The organism is Halochromatium glycolicum (assembly GCF_016584085.1).
GTDB lineage: Bacteria > Pseudomonadota > Gammaproteobacteria > Chromatiales > Chromatiaceae > Lamprobacter > Lamprobacter glycolicus.
Genome location: NZ_NRSJ01000001.1, coordinates 76,725 through 97,292 on the forward strand (window position 1 = coordinate 76,725; position 20,568 = coordinate 97,292).

The 20,568-nt window shown below is 66.7% G+C and carries 21 protein-coding genes; 8 read left to right on the forward strand and 13 right to left on the reverse strand.

Going from position 1 to position 20,568, the window contains the following annotated elements; genetic code table 11:
• Positions 1–138 precede the first annotated feature (138 nt).
• Positions 139–624 carry a cyclic nucleotide-binding domain-containing protein gene (locus CKO40_RS00250; protein ID WP_200343624.1) on the forward strand — a complete coding sequence of 162 codons (486 nt, stop codon included), beginning with the start codon at positions 139–141 and terminating at the stop codon, positions 622–624.
• Between the two features lie 270 nt (positions 625–894).
• Here CKO40_RS00250 and CKO40_RS00255 read toward each other — a convergent pair whose 3' ends face one another.
• The 3 genes from CKO40_RS00255 to CKO40_RS00265 form a co-directional block, all read right to left on the reverse strand.
• Positions 895–1,203, reverse strand: coding sequence for a type II toxin-antitoxin system RelE/ParE family toxin (locus CKO40_RS00255; RefSeq protein WP_200343626.1), 309 nt, complete (start codon positions 1,201–1,203; stop codon positions 895–897).
• Positions 1,200–1,475, reverse strand: a complete 276-nt coding sequence (locus tag CKO40_RS00260; protein WP_200343628.1) for a YlcI/YnfO family protein — start codon at positions 1,473–1,475, stop codon at positions 1,200–1,202. Before CKO40_RS00260 ends, CKO40_RS00255 begins: the two co-directional genes overlap by 4 nt.
• 218 nt (positions 1,476–1,693) lie before the next feature.
• Positions 1,694–3,055 carry an MFS transporter gene (locus CKO40_RS00265; RefSeq protein WP_200343630.1) on the reverse strand — a complete coding sequence of 454 codons (1,362 nt, stop codon included), beginning with the start codon at positions 3,053–3,055 and terminating at the stop codon, positions 1,694–1,696.
• Between the two features lie 130 nt (positions 3,056–3,185).
• On the opposite strand from CKO40_RS00265, the gene CKO40_RS00270 reads away from it, so the two are divergent.
• Entirely contained in the window at positions 3,186–3,644 is a 459-nt protein-coding gene (locus CKO40_RS00270; RefSeq protein ID WP_200343632.1) for an SRPBCC family protein, read from the forward strand.
• A gap of 44 nt (positions 3,645–3,688) precedes the next feature.
• Positions 3,689–4,135, forward strand: a complete 447-nt coding sequence (locus CKO40_RS00275; protein WP_200343634.1) for a PAS domain-containing protein — start codon at positions 3,689–3,691, stop codon at positions 4,133–4,135.
• Positions 4,136–4,228: 93 nt separating this feature from the next.
• Here the strand turns inward: CKO40_RS00275 and CKO40_RS25045 are convergent, their stop codons facing one another.
• Positions 4,229–4,585: a coenzyme F420 hydrogenase/dehydrogenase beta subunit N-terminal domain-containing protein gene (locus CKO40_RS25045; RefSeq protein ID WP_338074090.1), complete on the reverse strand. Its 357-nt coding sequence runs from the start codon at positions 4,583–4,585 to the stop codon at positions 4,229–4,231.
• Here CKO40_RS25045 and CKO40_RS25050 point away from each other — a divergent pair.
• Entirely contained in the window at positions 4,493–4,759 is a 267-nt protein-coding gene (locus CKO40_RS25050; protein ID WP_338074092.1) for a hypothetical protein, read from the forward strand. The genes CKO40_RS25045 and CKO40_RS25050 overlap by 93 nt on opposite strands.
• A 494-nt stretch (positions 4,760–5,253) precedes the next feature.
• Here CKO40_RS25050 and CKO40_RS00285 read toward each other — a convergent pair whose 3' ends face one another.
• Complete coding sequence (locus CKO40_RS00285; protein WP_207173296.1) at positions 5,254–5,835, reverse strand: alpha/beta hydrolase; 582 nt, start codon at positions 5,833–5,835, stop codon at positions 5,254–5,256.
• A 415-nt stretch (positions 5,836–6,250) separates the two neighbouring features.
• On the opposite strand from CKO40_RS00285, the gene recJ reads away from it, so the two are divergent.
• Entirely contained in the window at positions 6,251–8,014 is a 1,764-nt protein-coding gene (recJ, locus tag CKO40_RS00290) for a single-stranded-DNA-specific exonuclease RecJ (RefSeq protein ID WP_200343638.1), read from the forward strand.
• Positions 8,015–8,127: 113 nt separating this feature from the next.
• Here recJ and der read toward each other — a convergent pair whose 3' ends face one another.
• From der to ndk, 8 genes are all read right to left on the reverse strand, one after another.
• Complete coding sequence (der, locus tag CKO40_RS00295) at positions 8,128–9,552, reverse strand: ribosome biogenesis GTPase Der (RefSeq protein ID WP_200343640.1); 1,425 nt, start codon at positions 9,550–9,552, stop codon at positions 8,128–8,130.
• Between the two features lie 6 nt (positions 9,553–9,558).
• Positions 9,559–10,818 carry an outer membrane protein assembly factor BamB gene (bamB, locus tag CKO40_RS00300; protein WP_200343642.1) on the reverse strand — a complete coding sequence of 420 codons (1,260 nt, stop codon included), beginning with the start codon at positions 10,816–10,818 and terminating at the stop codon, positions 9,559–9,561.
• A gap of 5 nt (positions 10,819–10,823) precedes the next feature.
• Entirely contained in the window at positions 10,824–11,477 is a 654-nt protein-coding gene (locus CKO40_RS00305) for a YfgM family protein (RefSeq protein ID WP_200343644.1), read from the reverse strand.
• A 93-nt stretch (positions 11,478–11,570) separates the two neighbouring features.
• On the reverse strand, positions 11,571–12,830 hold the full coding sequence (gene hisS / locus CKO40_RS00310; protein ID WP_200343646.1) for a histidine--tRNA ligase: 1,260 nt from the start codon (positions 12,828–12,830) through the stop codon (positions 11,571–11,573).
• A 4-nt stretch (positions 12,831–12,834) separates the two neighbouring features.
• Positions 12,835–14,100 (reverse strand): RodZ domain-containing protein, encoded by a 1,266-nt coding sequence (locus tag CKO40_RS00315; RefSeq protein ID WP_200343648.1) that lies wholly within the window; start codon positions 14,098–14,100, stop codon positions 12,835–12,837.
• Positions 14,097–14,864 (reverse strand): type IV pilus biogenesis/stability protein PilW, encoded by a 768-nt coding sequence (gene pilW, locus CKO40_RS00320; protein ID WP_200343649.1) that lies wholly within the window; start codon positions 14,862–14,864, stop codon positions 14,097–14,099. Before pilW ends, CKO40_RS00315 begins: the two co-directional genes overlap by 4 nt.
• On the reverse strand, positions 14,864–15,949 hold the full coding sequence (gene rlmN, locus CKO40_RS00325) for a dual-specificity RNA methyltransferase RlmN (protein WP_200343650.1): 1,086 nt from the start codon (positions 15,947–15,949) through the stop codon (positions 14,864–14,866). Before rlmN ends, pilW begins: the two co-directional genes overlap by 1 nt.
• Before the next feature lie 45 nt (positions 15,950–15,994).
• Positions 15,995–16,423: a nucleoside-diphosphate kinase gene (gene ndk, locus CKO40_RS00330; RefSeq protein ID WP_200343651.1), complete on the reverse strand. Its 429-nt coding sequence runs from the start codon at positions 16,421–16,423 to the stop codon at positions 15,995–15,997.
• Positions 16,424–17,148: 725 nt separating this feature from the next.
• On the opposite strand from ndk, the gene rsxA reads away from it, so the two are divergent.
• The 3 genes from rsxA to rsxC all read left to right on the forward strand — a co-directional run bounded on the left by rsxA (position 17,149) and on the right by rsxC (position 20,560).
• Positions 17,149–17,730, forward strand: a complete 582-nt coding sequence (gene rsxA / locus CKO40_RS00335) for an electron transport complex subunit RsxA (protein ID WP_200343652.1) — start codon at positions 17,149–17,151, stop codon at positions 17,728–17,730.
• 126 nt (positions 17,731–17,856) lie between these two features.
• The gene (rsxB, locus tag CKO40_RS00340; protein WP_200343653.1) at positions 17,857–18,447 is read left to right on the forward strand and encodes an electron transport complex subunit RsxB; all 591 of its coding nucleotides are present in this window, start codon (positions 17,857–17,859) and stop codon (positions 18,445–18,447) included.
• Positions 18,448–18,544: 97 nt separating this feature from the next.
• The gene (rsxC, locus tag CKO40_RS00345) at positions 18,545–20,560 is read left to right on the forward strand and encodes an electron transport complex subunit RsxC (RefSeq protein WP_200343655.1); all 2,016 of its coding nucleotides are present in this window, start codon (positions 18,545–18,547) and stop codon (positions 20,558–20,560) included.
• Positions 20,561–20,568: the final 8 nt, after the last annotated feature.

The following is a 20,568-nucleotide window of genomic DNA, read 5'->3' on the forward strand; positions in this document are numbered from 1 at the left end:
TCCTGCACCTCTTATTTGCCGGGCCTTGACCGGCTAGAATGCGCGGGAACCCAGCCCTCGGCCGTCGCTGCCCGCTCAGCATGCGCCCGAGGTCGGCCGCCGCGCACAGCAGGTGTTTCTGAATCGAGGACCGCATCGATGAGCCAAGAAAGCGACTTCCATTACCTCCGCCATTCGCCGCTGACCACGGGCCTGACCGACGACCAGGTTCATGCATTGGCGGGTATCGCCTTTTGCCGGCAGCTCGCCGACCAGGAGGTCTTGATCACCGAGGGCAACGTCGAGCACGCCCTGCACATCATCGCCGAGGGGGCAATCGCCGTGACGCGCGATCTCGGCAAGGGCGAGTTCACCACCATCCATGTGCTGCGTACCGGCGACCTCGCCGGTGAGATGGGCTTCATCAGCGGCCAGCCGCATACCGCCACCCTGCGCTCGCTGGGCCGAACCCAGGTCTGCAGCCTCGAGCGCGAGGCCTTCGAGACCCTGCTCGACAAGGACCCCTGGCTGGTCTACCGGGTGATGTGCAACATCATCCATGTCAGCCAAGACATCCTGCGCCGGATGAATGCGCAGTACGTCGAGCTGACCAAATACGTGCACCGCTCGCACGCGGTGTTCTGAGGCAGGGCGTAGCGTCCGGAGGGGGCGCCCGCGCGTTGCGCCGCCTGCTGGCCAGTTCGCGTCTTCGCCGGCTGAAGGCTTGACGGATGCGCACGGCTGTTCTTGAGCGGGAGCGCGTACGCCTGGCTGCTGCAGCGCGAGGCTGCAGCGTCAGGGGTTCAGATCGTTGACCGCGCCGATGTTAGCGGGCAGCAAGACCCACCACATCCATCAGCTGGGCATAGTCAGTGACAACGCCGTACTTCACCTGCTCCTGCTGGGGCCGCCTGATCAATGGTAATCGCTCTCGCGCTGGTGGCGCACGGCCAGTATGGTGACCGTCTCGGCATCCTCGATCTCAAACAGGGCCACATAGCCGGAGGCGCCAAATGGGATCAGTAGTTCACGGAGAAACGGCGAGTCGATCGACACCTTGCGACAAGTAAATGGAAACTGCTCCAGTGTGACCATCGCAGCGCGAATGGCTGCCAGCGCCCGCTCGGCCAGCGCCCAATCCGTGGCATCCCGCTCGAGCATGAACGCGTACAGCCTGAGCAGATCGTCCTCCGCTCCCGGAGTGAAGCGGACGCGATAGGTCATCGATCGGCAGTTCCAGACTTGTGCGCATCAAGCATGGATTGGAGCTGCTCGACCACCGCGGACGCCTCGACATAGCGTCCGGTCTGCCGAGCCTGATCACGCGCCCTCAACCCGCGTTCGATAAACGCTTGTTCAGCCTGACGATAGGCCACGCTCTGACGAATGGCCTGCTCGACGAAGCCCGACAGGGTTTCCCCTTCCTCCAAGACGCTTTCCACGGAATGCCGCAGTTCCGGCTCAACCCGCAGGGAAGGAATCGTGGCTGTTTTCATCGCTGTCCCCAGTGCGTTGCATTTGCGATGCACTATGCCGGCCCTTTGGCAGCGGCGCAAGCCCGGTGGCGACGCAGAATCGTCAAGGCTTGCGCCTGACTAAGCGCGATCGGCAGGCTTGCATTGGCCTCGCATTGGATGCACACCATGCGGTTGCAGCTGAAGGCCTGCCAAATCGATCTCGGCTGGGATGGGATCTCACGGTGTTCTTACCCCGATCACTCCGGCTCCGAGACCTCTTTCAAACGCAGCGCAGAGACCACAGCGCCGAGCGCGGCGAGGCCGAGCACCAGGATGACGAACGCGGTGCCGTAGAGATCGCCGAGCACGCCGACAAGCCCGCCGAGCAGCATCACGACGCCGATGACGGTATTGCTGACCGCGACCATCGCTGCGCGCGTCTCGCTGCTGGCCATGTCGACCAGATAGACCTTGCGGCCGAGGCGCACACCGGCATGGGCGACGCCGAGCAGCAAGAACAGCAGGGCGAAGCCGTAGCCGCCGAGCAGCGGGGCCTGGAACTCGATCAACGCCCAGGTGATCAGCCCGAGCAGGCCGGCCCCGGCGGCCGCGAGCACCATCACTAGCCGTGCCGAGCGGTCGCTGAGCCGACCCCAGACCGGGGCGCTGAGGGTGCTGGCGAGACCGCTGGCAATGATCAGCAGGCCGAGGGCGCCGAGGTCGCTGCCGCTCGCCTGCTGCGCGAGCAGCACATAGAAGGGCGGCGCGAGGGCGACGCTGAGCAGCGCGATCCGCACCAGCACGAAGCGGCGGAAGAGGGCATCGGTGCGCAGCAGGCCGATGCTCTCGATGGCCGCCGTGAGCGCGTTGCCGCCGCCCTCGGTGGCGCCGGGCTGCTCGCGGATCAGCGTGAAGACGCCGGCGGCGAGCGCGAACAGCATGGCCGCGCCGCCGAGCAGCACAACGAACAACAGCGCATCGGTGCGGCTGTCGTCGATCAGCTTCAGGAGCAGACCAAGCCCGAGGATCAGCGCACCGGCGATCCCGGCCGAGAGCCCCATCAGATTCCCGCGTCGTGACTTCGAGACGGTCTTGCCGAGCACGTCCTTGGCCGAGACCGAGCACAGCCCGCGCGCGAGACTGAACACCACCAACAGCCCGACCACCACCCAGCCGGCCACGGCGCCACTCAGGGTTGCGGCCACCCACGCCATCAGCGCCAATGCGGCGGCCGAGGCCAGCGAGCCGATGATCCAGACGCCCTTGCGCAGCGGCAAGCGGCGGATGTAGGCGGCGACCGCTAGCTGCGGGACCAGCACGCCGGCCTCGCGGATCGGTACCAGCAGGCCGACCAACAAGGCCGGCGCGCCAAGCCAGCCGATCAGCCAGGGTAGGATCAGCTTGGCGCTGGCGAGCTCGTCGGCGACCTTGGTCAGCAGGTTCGCGCTCAGATAGGTGAAGAAATTGCGCGGCTGGTCGTTGCAGGACTCGCTCGGGATGTCCTTGCAGACTCGCGCGTCCTCGTCGCCGGTGACGAGATCGTATAGGCTGTTAAGCGGTGAGCGGTCTCGCTGGTCAGGATTCGCGGTTTCTGCCGAGATTGGGGCGTGATCGTTCATGCGGGCAATCGTCAATGTCGGTCAAGGCGTGTTGGCGGAAACATCAGCGCGATGCGGGGTTGACGGAACCTCGTCGCTGATTTGGGGGTCGCAACGCGCAGAAACCGAGACTGATCAACGGGGGTGCGATGTGGTCAAGGCGCAAGCCAGTATCGAGATCGAGCGATCTCCGGAATCGGTTTACCGCTTCATTGCGGAGGAATTCGAACGCAACTATCCGCGCTGGTCGCCCGAGGTCAAGGAGCTCCAGATCCAGACCCAGGGGCCATTGCGGGTCGGCAGCAAGGCGCGGCAGGTGCGGGTCGACCAGGGGCGTCGTACCGAGTCGGTGTTTCGCATCACCCACATGGAGCCATCTCAGAGGCTGACCTTCGAGAGCAACTCGCCTGATTTTCGGGTCGACTATCGGGTTGCGCCGCATCATGGCGACCGTACGCGTCTGGTCTTCACCTTCGAGCTGAGGCGGTTGGATCTGATGATGCGCCCGTTCGAGAAGTTGATCCGCCATGCCATTCAGGATGGGGCCAGGCGCACGGTCCATAATCTAAAGCGGCTGATCGAAGCGGACGAGGAGCCGGCCGCCGCGTGACATCAGACCGCCGTATCACTCGTCGAGTGTGAGAGGAGAATCGCATGAGCTTCGTGGCAGAGAAAGACCCAGGCATGATCCCACTGGTGCTCTCACAGATCCTGGATCATTGTGTCAACGGCGTCACGCTCTCGGACCCCGACCTGCCGGACAACCCGATCGTCTATGCGAACGACGTGTTCGAGCGCATGACCGGGTACAGTCAGGACGAGATCATCGGTCGCAACTGCCGTTTCCTACAAGGCGACGATCACGACCAGCCAGAGCTCGCCGAGATTCGCGCTGCGCTCACCGAGCAGCGGCCGGTCGAGGTCACGCTGCGCAATTATCGCAAGGATGGCAGTCTGTTCTACAACCGCTTGAGTATCCGCCCGTTGCTCGACCCGGATGGCGAGGTGATCTACTACCTGGGCGTCCAGTACGACGTGACCAATCAGGTCCAGGCAAAGCAGGAGATCGACCGCCTGACCTCTCTGCTCGGCCAGGGATGATCGAGGGACGCATTGCCCATGGCGGGCGGCCTCGACCATCACCCGCCGCCGCGCCCGGCATCGGCGGGAGCCCTGTCATCGGCGCGTGCCGGCTCAAATGGGGGTCCGAAGGTCTGCTCGTACTCGGCGGCATAGGGCGCAAGGGCGCGATAGACGTGCGCCGGCACGATGCGTGACTCGAAGCGACCGAAGCGATCGCGCACATGCTGCAGGTTCCGGAATAGCTTCATCTCGATGATCGCCCGCGCGAACTCCAGTCCGCGCGGGCCGCGGGTGCGCTGTAGCCAGGCGATCAGCCGGCGGATCGGCTTCGGCGGCTTGCCCGGCGGCTTGGCCAGCATCTGCAGATAGCGCGGCATGCCGCGGTTGCGATCGCCGCCCGCTCGCGGCGGTGATCACGGCCTCGACCTCGCCGCGCTCGAGCAGCCTTGCGGCAAGACTGGTGACGATCCCGGACCATTGCGCGCCGGAGACCGGCGGCTGCATCCGCGCGATCTGCATCTGGCGGTAGACGCCGAAGCGCAGCTCGTCGCCGTCGTGGCGGTTGCGGCCGAACAGGCGCTGCTCGATGGTCTCGGTTTGATTGCGCACGAACACGCAGGCGCGCGCCATCTCCGGCTTTAGGAAGCTGTCGCAAAGGCCGCGATCACTGCAGAGCTTCGGGCGTCCGGCGAGGCGCGCCTCCTGGCTCAGGAGCGTCGGCTCGCGCAGGCCCTTCGAGGGGCCGTCGCCGAATAGCTCCGGATCGAGGTCATCTAGATTTGAGGCGGGGTTTGAGGCGGGTCGTTCGGACATGGCGGACATAGCTCGATGGCGGTCGAATCACTCGGGTGGCGGCTGCAGAACCCAAGCCTTCTTTTTACCGCCGTCAAGCATTGGATGCGTATGCGTAAGGCGATTGCCGGAAAAGCTCGTACCGAATTGCGCAGGATTTTCGTTTGCCTTCGAGGAGCGTCGCCGGGAGCATAGCCGGGCTATGTGACCGGCGGCGCGACGAAGAAGGCGAGCGAAAAGACCAGCAAGGCGGTATGAGCTTTGACAGAAATCGCCTTAGGTCAGAAGCGGCCTCGATGCGCGATCGCATCGTCTGATGCAGAACCCGCTGCTGGTGACCGAGGTTACCCCGCTGTCTCGGGGCGAGAAGGCTCGTCTTCGATCATCGACTCGATAGCATCGGTAGCGGTGGCGATGATCTGTTCCCGTAGGGCTGCAGTGCGAGTCGGCTGGGCCTGGTCCGGGTCCTCACAGAGGAGCTCGCAGAGGGCATCGGTCGGTGCCTCGAAGTCGCAGTGGCCGGCACCGGGGATCGGTTGGACCCTGGCATCGTCACTGGCTGCGAAGACGGCGCGCGCATTGTTGCCGGCGTTGCAGTTGGTCGGCTCGCCGGCGAGACCGAGCAGTGGCTTGTCGAGCTCGCGAACGGCACGGAGGCCGATGCCCTGAGCGTCGACCAGGTCGAGCGTGACGGCGCCGATAGCGTTCGGATCGTTGCGTGCGGCGACCAGCGCCGCCAGGCCGCCGGCGGAGAAGCCGCTGTAGACGATCTGCCCTGCGCCGACGCGTACCTTTAGATGCTCGGCGAGCGCGATCATGTCGAGCCCGTTCTGTTGGTGGCGGCCATCCCAGGGGCGCATATTGCAGAAGTCCAGTGTTGCGACCGGGATGCCTTGCGTTGCCAAGGCCTTGGCCAGCCCGCTCATTCGCTCCTGCGAGCGCAGAAAACCATGTCCAAGGATCACTAATGCCGGCTTTCGTCCCGGCTTTCGGGGTTCCAGAGTGGAAGAGACGACGGGGCTGTCGTGAGCGGGGTGTTCGTTGGGCTTGTACAGTCGAAAGTCGAGCCTGCAGCCGGTCGCTGAACGGAGCGTACCGGCGGTCGGTTCGAGATGGATCGAGGCGGCCGCTGGAGTCGATATGGGCTCGCCACGGTGAAACAGACCGGAGCAGCCGATCAGTGAGGCCAAACCAATGAAGCTCAGCGCGGCAGAACGGAGAATGGACATCGACCGGAGATGGTCTCGGCTTCGGCTACTTCCAAGCAGATGCTTGCCTCAGCACAGGATATCGGCTGCTGGCGGGCCGAAGGCGGTAGCGGCTGCATGCTAATCTGCGCGCATGCCTCTGTCGTCCTCTGCATCCAGGTCCAGTCTCACCGAGCAACCGCCGGTCCGTATCCTGCGCAAGTCATCCGATTCGGGTGCACCGCTGACCAGTGTCGAGGCCCTGTTGCGCTGCGTCTATGCCAACCGCGGCGTGAACGGGGTTGCAACGGCTGGCCTTGGTGCGCTCCATCCGGTCGAGGCGCTCCACGGGATCGATGAGGCGGCCGCGCTGATCGCGGATCAGATCGGCTGCGGCGGGCGCTTCGTCGTGGTCGGCGATTTCGACGCTGATGGTGCGACTGGGACCGCGGTTGCACTCCTCGGTTTGCGCGGCCTGGGCGCGACAGGCGTCGACTTCCTGGTGCCGAGCCGGTTTGCGCATGGCTACGGGCTGAGCCCGGCGGTGGTCGAGGCGGCGGCCGAGCGCAGGCCGGACCTGCTGATCACGGTGGACAACGGCATCGCCAGTCATACCGGCATCGAGCGCGCCACAGCGCTCGGCATCCCGGTGCTGGTCACCGATCACCACCTGCCGGGCGCGGAGCTGCCTGCGGCCGTAGCGATACTCAATCCCAACCAGCCTGCCTGCGGCTTCCCGAGCAAGCACCTGGCCGGCGTCGGGGTCGTCTTCTACCTGCTGGTGGCCGTGCGCGCGGAGTTGCGCCGTCGCGGTTGGTTCCAGGGCGGCCGGACGGAGCCGAATCTGGCGGAACTGCTGGATCTGGTCGCCTTGGGGACGGTCGCCGATGTCGTGACCCTCGACGAAAACAACCGCATCCTGGTCGAGCAGGGCCTGCGCCGCATCCGGGCCGGACGCTGCCGCCCCGGGCTGCGGGCATTGCTCGAGATCGCCGGGGTCGTGCTCGAGCGCACGACGGCGCGGGATCTCGGCTTCGCGGCGGGACCGCGGCTCAATGCCGCCGGACGCCTCGAGGATATGTCGGCCGGGATCGAATGCCTGATCGCCGATGAGCCGGTGACCGCGATGAGGCTGGCGCAGCGGCTGAATGACCTCAACCGCGAGCGGCGCGCGCTGACCGCTGAGATGGGGGCCGACGCCGAGCGGCTGATCGAGCGGCTCGGGGCCGACCTGGGCACCCTGCCGGCCGGGCTCTGTCTATTCGCCGAGGATTGGCATCAAGGCGTGGTCGGGATCGTCGCGGCACGGGTGCGCGAGCGTTGGAACCGGCCCGTGATCGCCTTCGCCGATGGCGGTGACGGGCTGCTCAAGGGCTCGGCGCGCTCGGTCGAGGGCCTGAATGTGCGCGACTGCATCGATGCGGTCGACAAGCGCTGTCCGGGATTGATCGAGCGCTTCGGCGGTCACGCGATGGCCGCGGGCCTGAGCCTTCAGCGCGACGCGCTGGCGCCGTTCCAGCTCGCGTTCGCCGACGAGGTCGCCCGGGCGCTCGGTGATGCGCCGGCAACGCGCGAGCTGCTCTCCGACGGTGAGCTCGCCGGCCCGTTGTTGAGCCTGCCGACGGCCGAGGCCCTGCGCGTTGCCGCGCCCTGGGGCAAGGGCTTCAGCGAGCCCCTGTTCGACGGGGTGTTCGAGCTGTCGGCGGTTCGGGTGATCAAGGACCGCCATCTGAAACTGCGCGCCCGCACCGCGGCGTCGCCGCCGCTGGAGGCGATCGGCTTCGGGCTGGCCGAGCTGCGCGGACAGGCCGGCGGGCACGCCCACCTGGCCTATCGGCTGGCGGTCAACGAGTATCGGGGGCTGCGCATGCCGCAGCTGCTGATCGAGCATCTGGCGCCCGCGCCCAGTGCCGGCTGACGCGCGTGGCGACGCGCTGATGTGCCGATGTGGAAGCGGTCAACTGCTGCTGTTGCTTCGGAACGGACGCAGGAGCGCGGCTGGTCTGCCGGCGGCGTTCGGGCCTGTATCGACTAGCGCTTGCGTTTGACGAAACGCTTCAGGCGGTCGCGCTTGCGGGCCTGACGCGGCGTGAGCCTGTTGCGGCGCCCGGCATAGGGGTTCTCGCCGCTCTTGAGCTCGAGGCGCATCGGCGTGCCGAAGAGATGCAGTGCCTTGCGGAAGCGGTTGATCAGGTAGCGGCGATAGCTCTCGGGGAGGTCTCCGGTCTGATTGCCATGGATGACGATGATCGGCGGGTTGCGTCCGCCCTGGTGGGCATAGCGCAGCTTGATCCGCCGCCCTCGCACCAGGGGTGGCGGGTGCTCCTGCACCGCATCCTCGAGCAGGCGGGTCAGCATCGGTGTCGGCAGGGTGCGGGTCGCGTTCTCGAAGGCGCGATCGGCGGTCTCGAGCAGCAGGCCGACCCCGCTGCCGTGCAGCGCTGAGATGAACTCGACCTCGGCGAAGTCGAGGAACGGCAGCCGCCGCGCGACGGCCTCCTTGATCTGGCGTCGTTCGGTCGGATCGAGACCGTCCCATTTGTTGACCGCGACCACCAGGGCGCGGCCGCTGTCGACCAGATGCGCGGCCAGGGTCGCGTCCTGATCGCCGATCCCGGTGTGGGCGTCGAGCACCAGGATCGCGACGTTGCAGGCCTCGATCGCCTGCAGCGTCTTGACCACGCTGAATTTCTCGATCGCCTCGGTGATCCGGGCGCGGCGCCGCATGCCGGCGGTGTCGATCAGCTGATAATGGCGCTCGCCGAGCGAGAACGGGATGCTGATGCTGTCGCGGGTGGTGCCGGGGCTGTCGAAGACGACGACTCGTTCCTCGCCGAGCAGCCGGTTGATCAGGGTCGATTTGCCGGCGTTCGGCCGGCCAACGACGGCGATCTTGGTCGCCGCGCCGGTGGTCTCGTCTTCGTCGGTCTCGTCTTCGTCGGTCTCGGCCTCAGCGGCGCCCGCGGTGCTCGGGAGCCGAGCAAAGACCTGGTCCAGCAGGGCCTTGACGCCGCGGCCTTGGGTGGCCGCGATCGGGTGCGGATCGCCGACGCCGAGCAGGTGGAATTCGCCGGCCGCGGTCTCCCAATCGACATGGTCGACCTTGTTGGCGACCAGGGTCAGCGGCTTGCCGGTGCGGCGCAGCTGCTCGGCGATCTCGAGATCGATGCTGCTGCTGCCCTCGCGGGCATCGACCAGGAACAGCAGATGGTCGGCCTCATCGATCGCGTGTTGTACCTGCCTCTCGGTCAGCATCTCGACGCCGTCGCCGCCGCTGATGCCGCCGGTATCGACGACCACATAGGGGCCGGGTCCGACTCGGCCGATGCCGTATTGGCGGTCGCGCGTCAGCCCGGGAAAGTCGGCGACCAAGGCATCGCGGGAGCGGGTCAGCCGGTTGAAGAGGGTCGATTTGCCGACGTTGGGCCGGCCGACCAGGACGATGACCGGCAGCATCTTGGCTCAGTCCTGTTGCGGAAGCGGCTGCGGCTCAGGTGCGCCGCCGGCCGGGGCGGTGCGTGTGCCTCTTGTGCCGCGCAGCGCGGCGAGGGTGCCGTTATCGAACTGCAAGTACACGGTGTTGCCCGAGACCACTGGCGTGGAGGCCGCCGCAGCCTTGGTGACGCGCTCGCGTCCGATCAGGCGCCCGTCGCGCCGGGAGATCCAGTGCACATAACCCTCGAGATCGCCGACCACCAAGGCATCGCCGACGAGGGCCGGCGCGGTCAGGTTCCGATTGAGCAGCGCGTCCTGCTTCCAGCGGCCCGCGCCATCGGTCGGACTCGCCGCCCAGAGGTTGTCGTGCGAGTCGGTGATATAGAGGCCGGCCTCATCGGCGGCGAGGCCCGCATGGGCCGACAGCTCTCGACGCCAGAGCACCGTGCCGCTGGCGATGTCGATCGCGGCGAGATCGCCGTTGTAGCTCGCCACATAGACCTGGTTGCCGACGATGACCGGATCGGTGTCGATATCGGCGATCCGCTCGAGCTCGGAGCGACCGCTCGGCGCCGAGACGATCACCTCCCAGATCGGCGCACCCTGCTCTGGGTCGAGATAGACGAGGCGGCCATTGGAGACGCCGACGATGATCCCGTCAGGGCCTGCGGCCGGGGAGCTGCTGCCGCGCAACGTCAGGATCGGGGCCTGATAGCCGTAGCGCCAGCGCTCGCTGCCGTCGCTGATCTCGAGCCCATAGACGGTGTCGTCGATGGTGTGGACGACGACGAGATCGCCGATGAAGCGCGGGACCGAGAGGACCTCGCTGTCGAGCTGCGCGCGCCAGCGCTGGCTGCCGTCGCGCGCCGACAGCAGCAGGACCTCGCCGTCCGAGGACCCGACGACAAGCTGATCATCCCTGACATCCGGTCCGCCGCTGAACGGGATATCGGTCTTGCGCTCCCAGAGCCTGCGCCCGTCTGTCCGGTCGAGGGCTGCGATCCGGCCGCTTGCATCGGCGGCGTAGACGCGGTTACCGGTAACGGCGGGCCGCAGATTGAGGGCGCGGCCATCATTGCCTTTGCCGATCCGGGTGCTCCACAGGGTCCGGACGCTGACCTCCTGCGGGCTGGCCTTTGCAAGCTCAGCCGGCGGGCTCGGGTCCTTGGCGCGTCCGAGCCCGATCCAGCCGAGACTGCCGCACCCCTGCAGCAACAGGGCGGCGCAAAGCGCCAGGGCGATCGGCCACGCCGGGCGCTTCAGTGAGGCTGCTCGGAAGGCGTCCATTGCGATCAAGAAGCGTTCTCGGGGCCGAGCTCGACCTCGGCCGGGAGGTCTTGCAGCTTGAGCTCGATCAGCCGCGATAGCCCGGCACCGCCGTCGATCGCCTCTTGATAGGCGGCGCGTGCGCGGCTGATCTCGCCGCGGGCGGCGGCGATATCGCCGCGCAATCCGGCGAAGTCGGCGCTGAAGGACGGGCCATCGTCGTGGTCCTCGATCACGGCGGCCGCCTCGTCGAGTGCGCCCTCAGCGATCAGCACGCGGGCGAGCCGGAACGCGGCGAGCGTCGTCAGGCCCGGGGCCGGCGAACGCTCCATCGCCGAGCGCAAGACGTCCGCGGCGCCCTGAAGGTCTCCCCGCTCGACCTGGACGCGTGCAACGGCCAGATCGGTCAATGTCGCATAGGGGCTGCTCGCAAACTCCTCGGTCAGCACCTCGGCTTGCTCGATGGCCGATTCATGCTCGCCTGAGCTTGCCGCCATCAGGATCTGCTCGAAGGCAAGCGAGGCGCGCTGTCCGGTCTGCTCTTGATGGTTGACCCAGGCGCGCCAGCCGAACACCAGGCCGAGGCCGATGACGATGCCGGCGATGACGGCCGTTCCGTTCTCCTTCCACCATTTCTTGATGGCTTCGACCTTTTCGTCGTCTGTGGTCAGCTCGGCCATGATTCTCCCGAGTGGTCGTTGGTCTTGATCTGGATTAAGAGGGCTAGCCCGTCGAGGGCTTGGGTGGGCTAGGTGAAGCGGCGTCCAATCAATCTATAGCAAGGGGGGGAGCCGCTCGGCCAGCTCGCTGAGCGCGACATCACGCTGCTCCTCGCCCGAGCGCAGCGGCTTGATCCCGATGCGCTGAGCACTGAGCTCATCGTCGCCGAGCACGAGCGCGACTCGGGCGCCGCTGCGGTCGGCGCGCTTGAATTGGCTCTTGAAGCTGCCGCCGCCGCAGTGGCAGAGGAGCCGGATACCGGGTAGGGCGTCTCGGACCCGCTCGGCGATCTGCAGCGCCGCGGCCGGGGCCTGCTCGCCGACCGCGATCAGATAGGCATCGACCCGCGCCAGGGGCTCCGCCGCGCTGAGCTCGATGAGCCGCTCGAGGCCGAGCGCGAAGCCGACCGCCGGAGTCGCACGTCCGCCGAGCTGCTCGACGAGGCCGTCATAACGCCCGCCGGCACAGACGGTACCCTGTGCGCCGAGCGATTGAGTGACCCATTCGAAGACGGTGCGGTTGTAGTAGTCGAGACCGCGGACCAGTCGAGGGTTGATCCGATAAGCGATCCCTGCGCGCTCGAGCCCGGCGCAGAGCGCCTCGAAATGGGCGCGCGACTCCTCGCCAAGCGCGTCGAGCAGGCTTGGGGCGCCGGCGATGATCTCGGTGAGGTCCGGATTCTTGGAGTCCAGCACCCGCAGCGGGTTGGTCTCGAGCCGGCGCCGGCTGTCGTCATCCAGCTGCGCTTCCTGTGCGCGCAGATAGTCGAGCAGCTGCGAGCGGTACCGGGCGCGCTCGTCGCTGTCGCCGAGGCTGTTGAGCTCCAGCTCGAGGCCGTCGAGGCCGAGCGCCTGCCAGAGCCGGCGCGTGAGCAGGATCACCTCGAGGTCGATGTCCGGACCGCTCAGGCCGAAGACCTCGACGCCGATCTGATGGAACTGGCGATAGCGGCCGCGCTGCGGGCGCTCGCGCCGGAACATCGGGCCGCGGTACCAGATGCGTCGGGGCTGATCGAGCAGCCCGTGCTCGATCGCGGCGCGCACGCAGCTCGCGGTGCCCTCCGGCCGCAGGCTGAGCTGATCGCCGCCGCGGTCCTCGAAGCTGTACATCTCCTTCTCGACGATGTCGGTGACCTCGCCGATCGAGCGCTTGAACAGCTCGCTCACCTCGACCAGCGGGGTGCGCATCTCCTGGTAGCCGTAGCCCTCGAGCACGGCCCGGGCGCGGTCTTCGACCTGCTGCCAGCGGCCGCTCTCGTCTGGCAGCAGATCATGCATCCCGCGGATCGCCCGAATGGGGGTCTGCCGTGCCATCAGGTCACTCCGTCTCGGTCGCTGCCGCGGTTGTCTCGACCTCGGCGGGGTCGAGCTCGAAACGGGCGACATTGCCGCGCGAATGGCGGCCAATGTCGTAAGCCTCGCCGCCGACCGTCACCTCGACGGCCGATGCGTTGCCGAGCACGAGCGAGTACGGTGGCTCGCCGCCGAGCACCTGGCTGTCGCCGCGGCTCATCTCGCCGAACAGCAGCACCTCGCCGGTGGCATCGCGGATATCGACCCAGCAGGGTCCGGTGAATGCGAGCTCCACGGTTTCTGCGCTTGCTTCCGGAACAGCAGCGGCGTCGGCGCTGTCGGTCGGGGCGCCGCTGTCCTCGGCCTCGCGGTCAGGCTCAGGCTCAGGCTCCGCGGTCGATGCGGCAGTCTGCGGTCCGCTCGGGCTGGTATCGGAAGCGGCCAGTGCCGCATCGGGCGCTTCGGGCGTCGGCAGCGGCGGACTGACGTCGGATGGGTCGAGCTGGCCGGCCGGGGGCTGGCCGGCCGGGGCCTGTCCGGTTGTCGGCTCCGAGGCGGCTGTCGCGTCCGGAGTCCCGGCCGGGCGGGGTGAGGTGGTGACGGTCGTCTCCGGCGGCATGCTCAGGATGCGCTCGCGGCCGCTCGGTGTCGGCTCCTCGCGGATGCGCTCGGTGGTCGGCTCAGCGGCAGAGGTTGGATCGCTCAGTGCGCCGGGCTCGGGCTGTGCAGGTGGCTCCGAGGGCTGGTCGATGGGGCCTTCGAGCGTTTCGCTCGGACCCGCGGAGGTGCCGATCTCCGGCTGCGTCGTCCCATTACCCGCAAGGATACCCTCGACGATCGGGTGATCGGTCCACCACAGGTAGGCACCACCACCGATCACGAGAACGAACACCATCAACAGCAGGTACGGCAGCCAGTGGCCGCTGTCGGGCTCATCGTCTCCCCCGGTAGACCGGCCAACCTGGCGCGGCGGTGCCTCGGCGCCGGGGTGAAGACGGCGGAAGCTCAGGTTCAGCGGCTCTGGATCGAGCCCGAGCAGCCGGGCATAGCTGCGGATATAGCCGGCGACGAACACGGCGCTCGGCAAGCGATCGTAGTCGTCGCGCTCGATCGCCTCGACCACCGAACGCGAAAGGTGCAGGGAGCTGGCCACATAGTCGACGCTGAGCTTCTTGACTTGCCGGGTCTGGCGCAGCCTTGCGCCCGGCGAGTCCGGTACCTCGGCTGCATCGGCTTGTCCCGCCAGGCGCTGGTCGGCCTGCGGTCCTTGGTCCAGGTCGGACGTCGTCACAGCTGTATCACCTCGGGGGAGTCTGGATAGCGCTGACGCAGTGAGCGCTCAAGCAGCCGGGCCAGCTTCAGGTTGCCGAGCTGGCGCTCGATGCGTGCGGCGAGCAGCAGCGCCTCGGGTGTCGTCTCGCCAACACGAGAATAGCGCGTCATGAAGGCGCGTGCGCGCTGATAATCACCGCGTTGGTAAGCAAGCCTTGCGAGCTCGAGCGCGGCGGGCGGGTACTTCGGGTTGCGTTCCAAGGCCCGCTGCAGATAACGCTCGAAATCGCCTGTGCGTCCCGCTCGACGCGAGCAATCGGCCGCATTCATCAGTGCGACCTCGGGGCCTTGATAGAGCGGGTCGGCGAGCGCGGCCTTGATCTTGGCGAGCCCGGCCTCGTGCTTGCCTTCGGCGCAGAGGACGGCGCCCCAGGCATTGCGGTAGTCCGGATTGCTCGGATCACGTTCCACCGCCTCGGCGAATTCGCGCTGGGCATCGGCGGTCTTGCCGAGACGCTGGTAGACGATTGCCAGGATGTAGTGGGCGCGCGCGCTGTCGCGGTCTGCGGCGACCGCCTGCTTCGCGCGCCCCAGCGCGGTTTCGAGCTGGCCGCGCTGAACGTATTCCGCGGCCAGGTCGACATAGAGATCGGCCGGGCTTTCGTCCTCGGATACGGTCTCGGTCTGACTCGGCGCACCGGCACAGCCGTTCAGCACGAGCGCTGCCAGGATCACGCTCGGGCCCCGAGACCAGGTCGGGTGACGGCGCGAGATGGCGGGCATCAGGTATGGACGGCGACGCGGGGCGATGCCTCGGCCTGAGGCCGCCGGCGGTTCTGCACCTGCCCGACGAGCTGGCCGCAGGCTGCTGCGATCTCGTCGCCGCGGGTCTTGCGGGTGATGGCGATCAGTCCGGAGCGCTTCAGCCGCTGGCGAAAGGACTCGATGCGATCTGGCTCGCTGGTCTCGAAGCCGCTGCCCGGGAACGGGTTGAACGGGATCAGGTTGACCTTGGACGGTACACCCTCGAGCAGCCGAATCAGCGCCTTGGCATGGCGATCGCTGTCATTGACGTCTTTGAGCATCACGTATTCCCAGGTGATGCGCCGGCGCGGCTCGCCGCGCAGATAGGCTCGACAGGCGGGGATCAGCTCTTCGAGCGGGTATTTCCGGTTGATCGGAACAATCTGGTCGCGCAGCGCATTGTCGGGCGCATGCAGCGATACCGCCAGCGAGACATGACTGACCTCGGCAAGCCGATAGATGTTCGGGACGATGCCGGAGGTCGAGAGGGTCACGCGCGTCTTCGCCAGCATATAGGCAAAGTCGTCCTGCATGATATCCATCGCCCGCACCACCGCCTCGAAATTCGCGAGCGGCTCGCCCATCCCCATCATCACGATGTTGGTCGGCGGCTTGCCGAGCACCCGTGTCGCATGCCAGACCTGGCCGATGATCTCGCCGGTGGTCAGGTTGCGGCTGAAGCCTTGTCGGGCGGTTGCGCAGAAGTGGCAATCGAGCGCGCAGCCGACCTGCGACGAGACGCAGAGGGTGCTGCGGTCCTCTTCGGGGATATAGACGGTCTCGACCCGCTGGCCATCGCGGAGCTCGAATAGCCACTTGATCGTGCCGTCCGCCGAGGGTTGCTCGAGCGCCGGCTGCGGCAGATCGATCGAGGTCTCTTCACTGAGCCGTGCACGCAGTGACTTGGAGAGGTCCGTCATCGCGGCGATGTCGGCGATGCCGTGCTTATGGACCCAGCGGAACAGATTGCGCCCGTGATAAGGCTCGAAGCCCCAGCCCAGGGTCAGGTCTTCGAACCCTGCGCGGTCGAGGTCGAGCAGCGGGATGTGGGGCTTCGGGTCCATCGGGGCGGTGCGCTGACTGAGACGGGGCGAGGCGCGCCCGCACGCTCACTGCGTGCGCGGGCAGATCCCGTCGGGGAAGAAGAATCCGATCTCGCGCTCGGCGGTCTCGGGTGCGTCGGAGCCGTGCACCGCGTTCTCGGTGAAGGAATCGGCGAAATCGGCGCGGATGGTGCCCGGTTCGGCCTTGGCCGGATTGGTCGCCCCCATCAGCTCACGATTCTTCGCGATTGCGTCTTCGCCCTCGAGCACCATCACCAACACAGGGCCGGATGTCATGAAGCCGACGAGCTCGTCGAAGAATGGCTTGCCCTGGTGCTCGGCATAGAATGCACTTGCCTGCTCCAGGCTCATGTGCAGCATCCGGGCGGCGACGATGCGCAATCCGGCCTGCTCGAAGCGGTTGCAGATGGCACCGATTGCGTTCTTTGCGACCGCGTTCGGCTTGATGATCGAGAGCGTCGTTTGCTCGGCCATAAGGGCTCCTTAAACAGATTCCGGGCCGCCGCCGAGTCAGAGCCCGGCCGCTATCCGGCGAAGGGTGCGGGGTCAGGTTAGCCCCCTATTCTAGCGGGACAACCAAGCGTAAATCCATCGCTGTCTCGCGGCCGGCTGCTGCCTGTCAGGAGAGACCGAGCAGCGCTGCAGCGGTGAGCAGCGCCTTCAGCGGCATCAGCGTGCCGGTAATGATCACCGGCGACTGATCATCGGCGACTGATCATCGGCAACCTCAGCCCTTACGCAAAAAGAGCCACGCGGCGAACCCTAGGAACGCAGCGATCTCGATCATGGGGAGCGGGATGTCTTGCATCGGTGTGCGGCCTTGAGGAGGGGGTGGATTGCTCGGCCGGTCTCGTTCGACCGGCACTCGCCTGCCTCAGTAAGTGGCTTCCGTGCTTGAGGGTTTTCAAGGTGATCCGGGGCTGAGGGGCAGTGCGCTCGGGCTGCGCTGCATGATGGCAGGTGCGATCGGACCCCCAAAAAACCGACCGCGGTGCTCGGATGCTCGCGCGAGGTGATGGCGGTCAAGGTTCGGGCAATGGTGGGTTGTTAACCTGTTGGGGTCTCTAGGGGTGCGGCTCTTGCTGCACCGCAGCATTCGCAGTAAGCTTTCGCGATGACAATAGCCCTGCTGATCGTCTGTGATTTTGCGAGCCCCCGATTTGACTCCCCGATTTGACTCTGAGCAGTAGGTAGGGACGATGACAGAATATGCGTTGATTCTGGTCAGCACGGTCCTGGTCAATAACTTCGTGCTGGTCAAATTCTTGGGTCTGTGCCCCTTCATGGGGGTCTCCAAGAAGCTCGAGACAGCGATCGGGATGGGCTTCGCGACGACCTTCGTGCTTACGATGGCGGCGGTGACCACCTGGGTCGTCAACACCTATCTCTTGGTGCCGCTCGGGATCGAATACCTCCGAACCATCGCGTTCATCCTCGTGATCGCGGTCGTCGTGCAGTTCACCGAGACGGTCATGCACAAGACCAGCCCCGTGCTCTATCAGGTGCTTGGGATCTTTCTGCCGCTGATCACGACCAACTGCGCCGTGCTCGGCGTCGCCCTGCTCAACCTTCAAGAGCAACGGGGATTTCTCGATGCGGCGCTCTACGGCTTTGGGGCGGCGATCGGTTTTTCGCTGGTCCTGGTGCTGTTTGCGGCGATGCGGGAACGGGTTGCTGTGGCGGATGTCCCGGAGCCGTTCCAGGGCAGCGCCATCGCAATGGTGACCGCCGGTTTGATGTCCCTGGCATTTATGGGGTTTGCGGGGTTGGTTTCCGTTTAAGCTGGGCCAGTTTCTCGAATAGCGCGCCCGGAATCCGGGTGTGCAATCAAGCGCGGGGTGCGGGCAAACCGAGTCGGCGGGGTCAAGGCGCGTCGACTGCTCTTGCACTGCACCGGGAGAGATAAGATGTTGATTGCGATTGCGGCGATTGCTGGACTGGCCGCGGCCTTCGGGCTGCTACTTGGCTATTCGGCGATCCGCTTCCGGGTTGAAGGTGACCCGATCGCCGACCAGGTCGACGCGCTGTTGCCGCAAAGTCAATGCGGCCAGTGCGGTTACCCCGGCTGTCGGCCCTACGCCGAGGCCGTTGCGTCCGGTGAGGCGGAGATCAATCTGTGCGCCCCCGGCGGCGAGGGGACGATGCTCGCGATCGCCGACCTGCTCGGGCGTGAGCCGGTCGAGGTCGGTGAGATTGAAGAAACGCCGAAGAGCGTCGCGGTGATCGACGAGCAGACGTGCATCGGCTGCACCAAATGTCTGCAGAGCTGCCCGGTCGATGCGATCGTCGGCGCAGCCAAGCAGCTGCACGGGATCATCGCGAGCGAGTGCACGGGCTGCGGTCTCTGTCTGTCGCCTTGTCCGGTCGATTGTATCCACCTGCAACCAGTTCCGGAGACCATTGCCAACTGGAAGTGGCCCTACCCAACGCCGCTGCGGCGACCGGTTGCGCTGCCGCCGGAGTCTGAGCTGCTGCCGGAGCAGCGTGAGGCTGCCTGAGGCACTCGGGGCGCTCGGGCGTCGTCCTCCAAGTCCGGCGCGGCCCAGAGCGGGGCGCGCCGAGTCACTGAATCCTACTCGACGAACCATTTTCGAGATGTCAGGTTTACGATCGATTCTAGATGGCGGTGGACAGCGCAAGCTGTGGCACTTCCATGGCGGTGTTCATCTGCCCGATGAGAAGGGGCTGTCGAACCGACAGCCGATCGCCGATGCGCCACTGCCATCACAGCTCGTGATCCCGTTGCAGCAGCATATCGGCGCGCCGGCGCGGTGCCGCGTTGCTGTCGGCGATCGGGTACTGAAGGGACAGCTGATCGCGGAGCCTCAAGGCTATATCAGCTCGCCGGTTCATGCCTCGAGTTCAGGTACGGTGGTCGCGATCGAGCCGCGACCGATCCCGCATCCTTCCGGCCTCAGCTCGCCCTGCGTGGTAATCGAGACCGATGGTGAGGATCGATGGGCCGAACTGCCCGCACCGCTGGCCGAGCGCCCCGAGCAGATCGGCGGTTGCGACCCGGCAGTGGTGCGCGATCGCGTCCGCGCATCCGGGATCGTCGGGATGGGGGGGGCGGCCTTCCCGTCCAACGTGAAGCTCAACCCAGGCAAGGATCAGCCGATCGAGACGCTGGTGATCAACGGGGCCGAGTGCGAGCCCTACATCACCTGTGATGATCTGCTGATGCGCGAGCAGGCGTCGGACATCATCGACGGCGTCCGGATCATGCTGCATGTGATCGCGGCGAAGAAGGCGGTGATCGGCGTTGAGGACAACAAGCCCGAGGCGGCACAGGCGCTCAGGACCGCGATCGAGTCCGCCGCGGTGGGTGATCGGGTCGAGGTCGCGGTGATCCCGACCCTCTATCCGAGCGGCGGCGAGAAGCAGCTGATTCGCATCCTCACTGGTAAGGAGGTGCCGAGCCACGGCATCCCGGCCCAGGTCGGGATCGTTTGCCAGAACGTGGGGACGACAGCGGCGGTTGCCGACGCGGTGCTGCGCGGTCGGCCCTTGATCGAACGGTTGGTGACCGTGACCGGGCGGGCTGTCGCCGAGCCCCGCAACTACCGCGTCCCGATCGGCGCCCTCGGCGAGACCCTGATCGCCGCCAGCGGCGGCTATCGCGGCGAGATCGCAAAGCTGGTGTCGGGGGGGCCGATGATGGGCTTTCGGCTCGAGACCGACGCGGTGCCGATCACCAAGGCGACGAACTGTCTGCTCGCGCTGACCACCGATGAGAGTCCTGATCCGGGTCCTGCGCTGCCCTGCATCCGCTGCGGGCGCTGCGCCGAGGTCTGCCCGGCCAACCTGCTGCCGCAGCAGCTCTACTGGCACGCCCGTGCCAAAGAGCTCGACAAGGTTCAGGACTTCAACCTGTTCGATTGCATCGAATGCGGTTGTTGCGCGCATGTCTGCCCCTCCCATATCCCGCTGGTGCAGTACTACCGTTTCGCCAAGACCGAGAGCTGGGCGCGCGAGCAGGAGAAGCGTGCGGCCGATCATGCCCGTGAGCGCCACGCGGCGCGCGAGGCCCGGCTGGAGCGCCAGGAGCGCGAGCGCAAGGCCAAGCTGCGGAAGAAGAAGGAGGCGGTTGCCGGGGGCGCTGCCGCATCGGCGAAGGTCGGCAAAGCCGATCGATCCACGAAGGGCACCGAGACCGATAAGCAGGCCGCGATCGAGGCGGCCCGCCGCCGCGCAGCCGAGAAGAAGGCAACGGTCGCGAAGACAGAGCAGGCAGCGCAGCCGCAGGGCAGTGATGCGGCGGCAGCCTCAGGCTTGCCGCCGGTCGATGAGCGCAAAGGGGCGGTGCTTGCCGACGACCCGGCCGCATCCCGAACGGGCAGTGGAGCCGGGCAGCAGGGGGCCGAACGGCAAGGCGCCGAGCAGCCGGTCGCTGAGGGGTCGGCTGCTGAGCCGTCGGCCGCTGGTGAGACGCCGGCCGCTGAGGGGTCGGCCGCTGGTGAGAAGCCGGTCGCTGAGGGGTCGGCCGCTGGTGAGAAGCCGGTCGCTGAGCAGGCGGCCGTTGGTGAGACGCCGGCGGCTGAGAAACCCGCTGCGGAGAAACCCGCTGGGGAGAGACATCTGGCGCGTCGCGAAACGGCGGTTCAGGAGTGAGCGCCGTG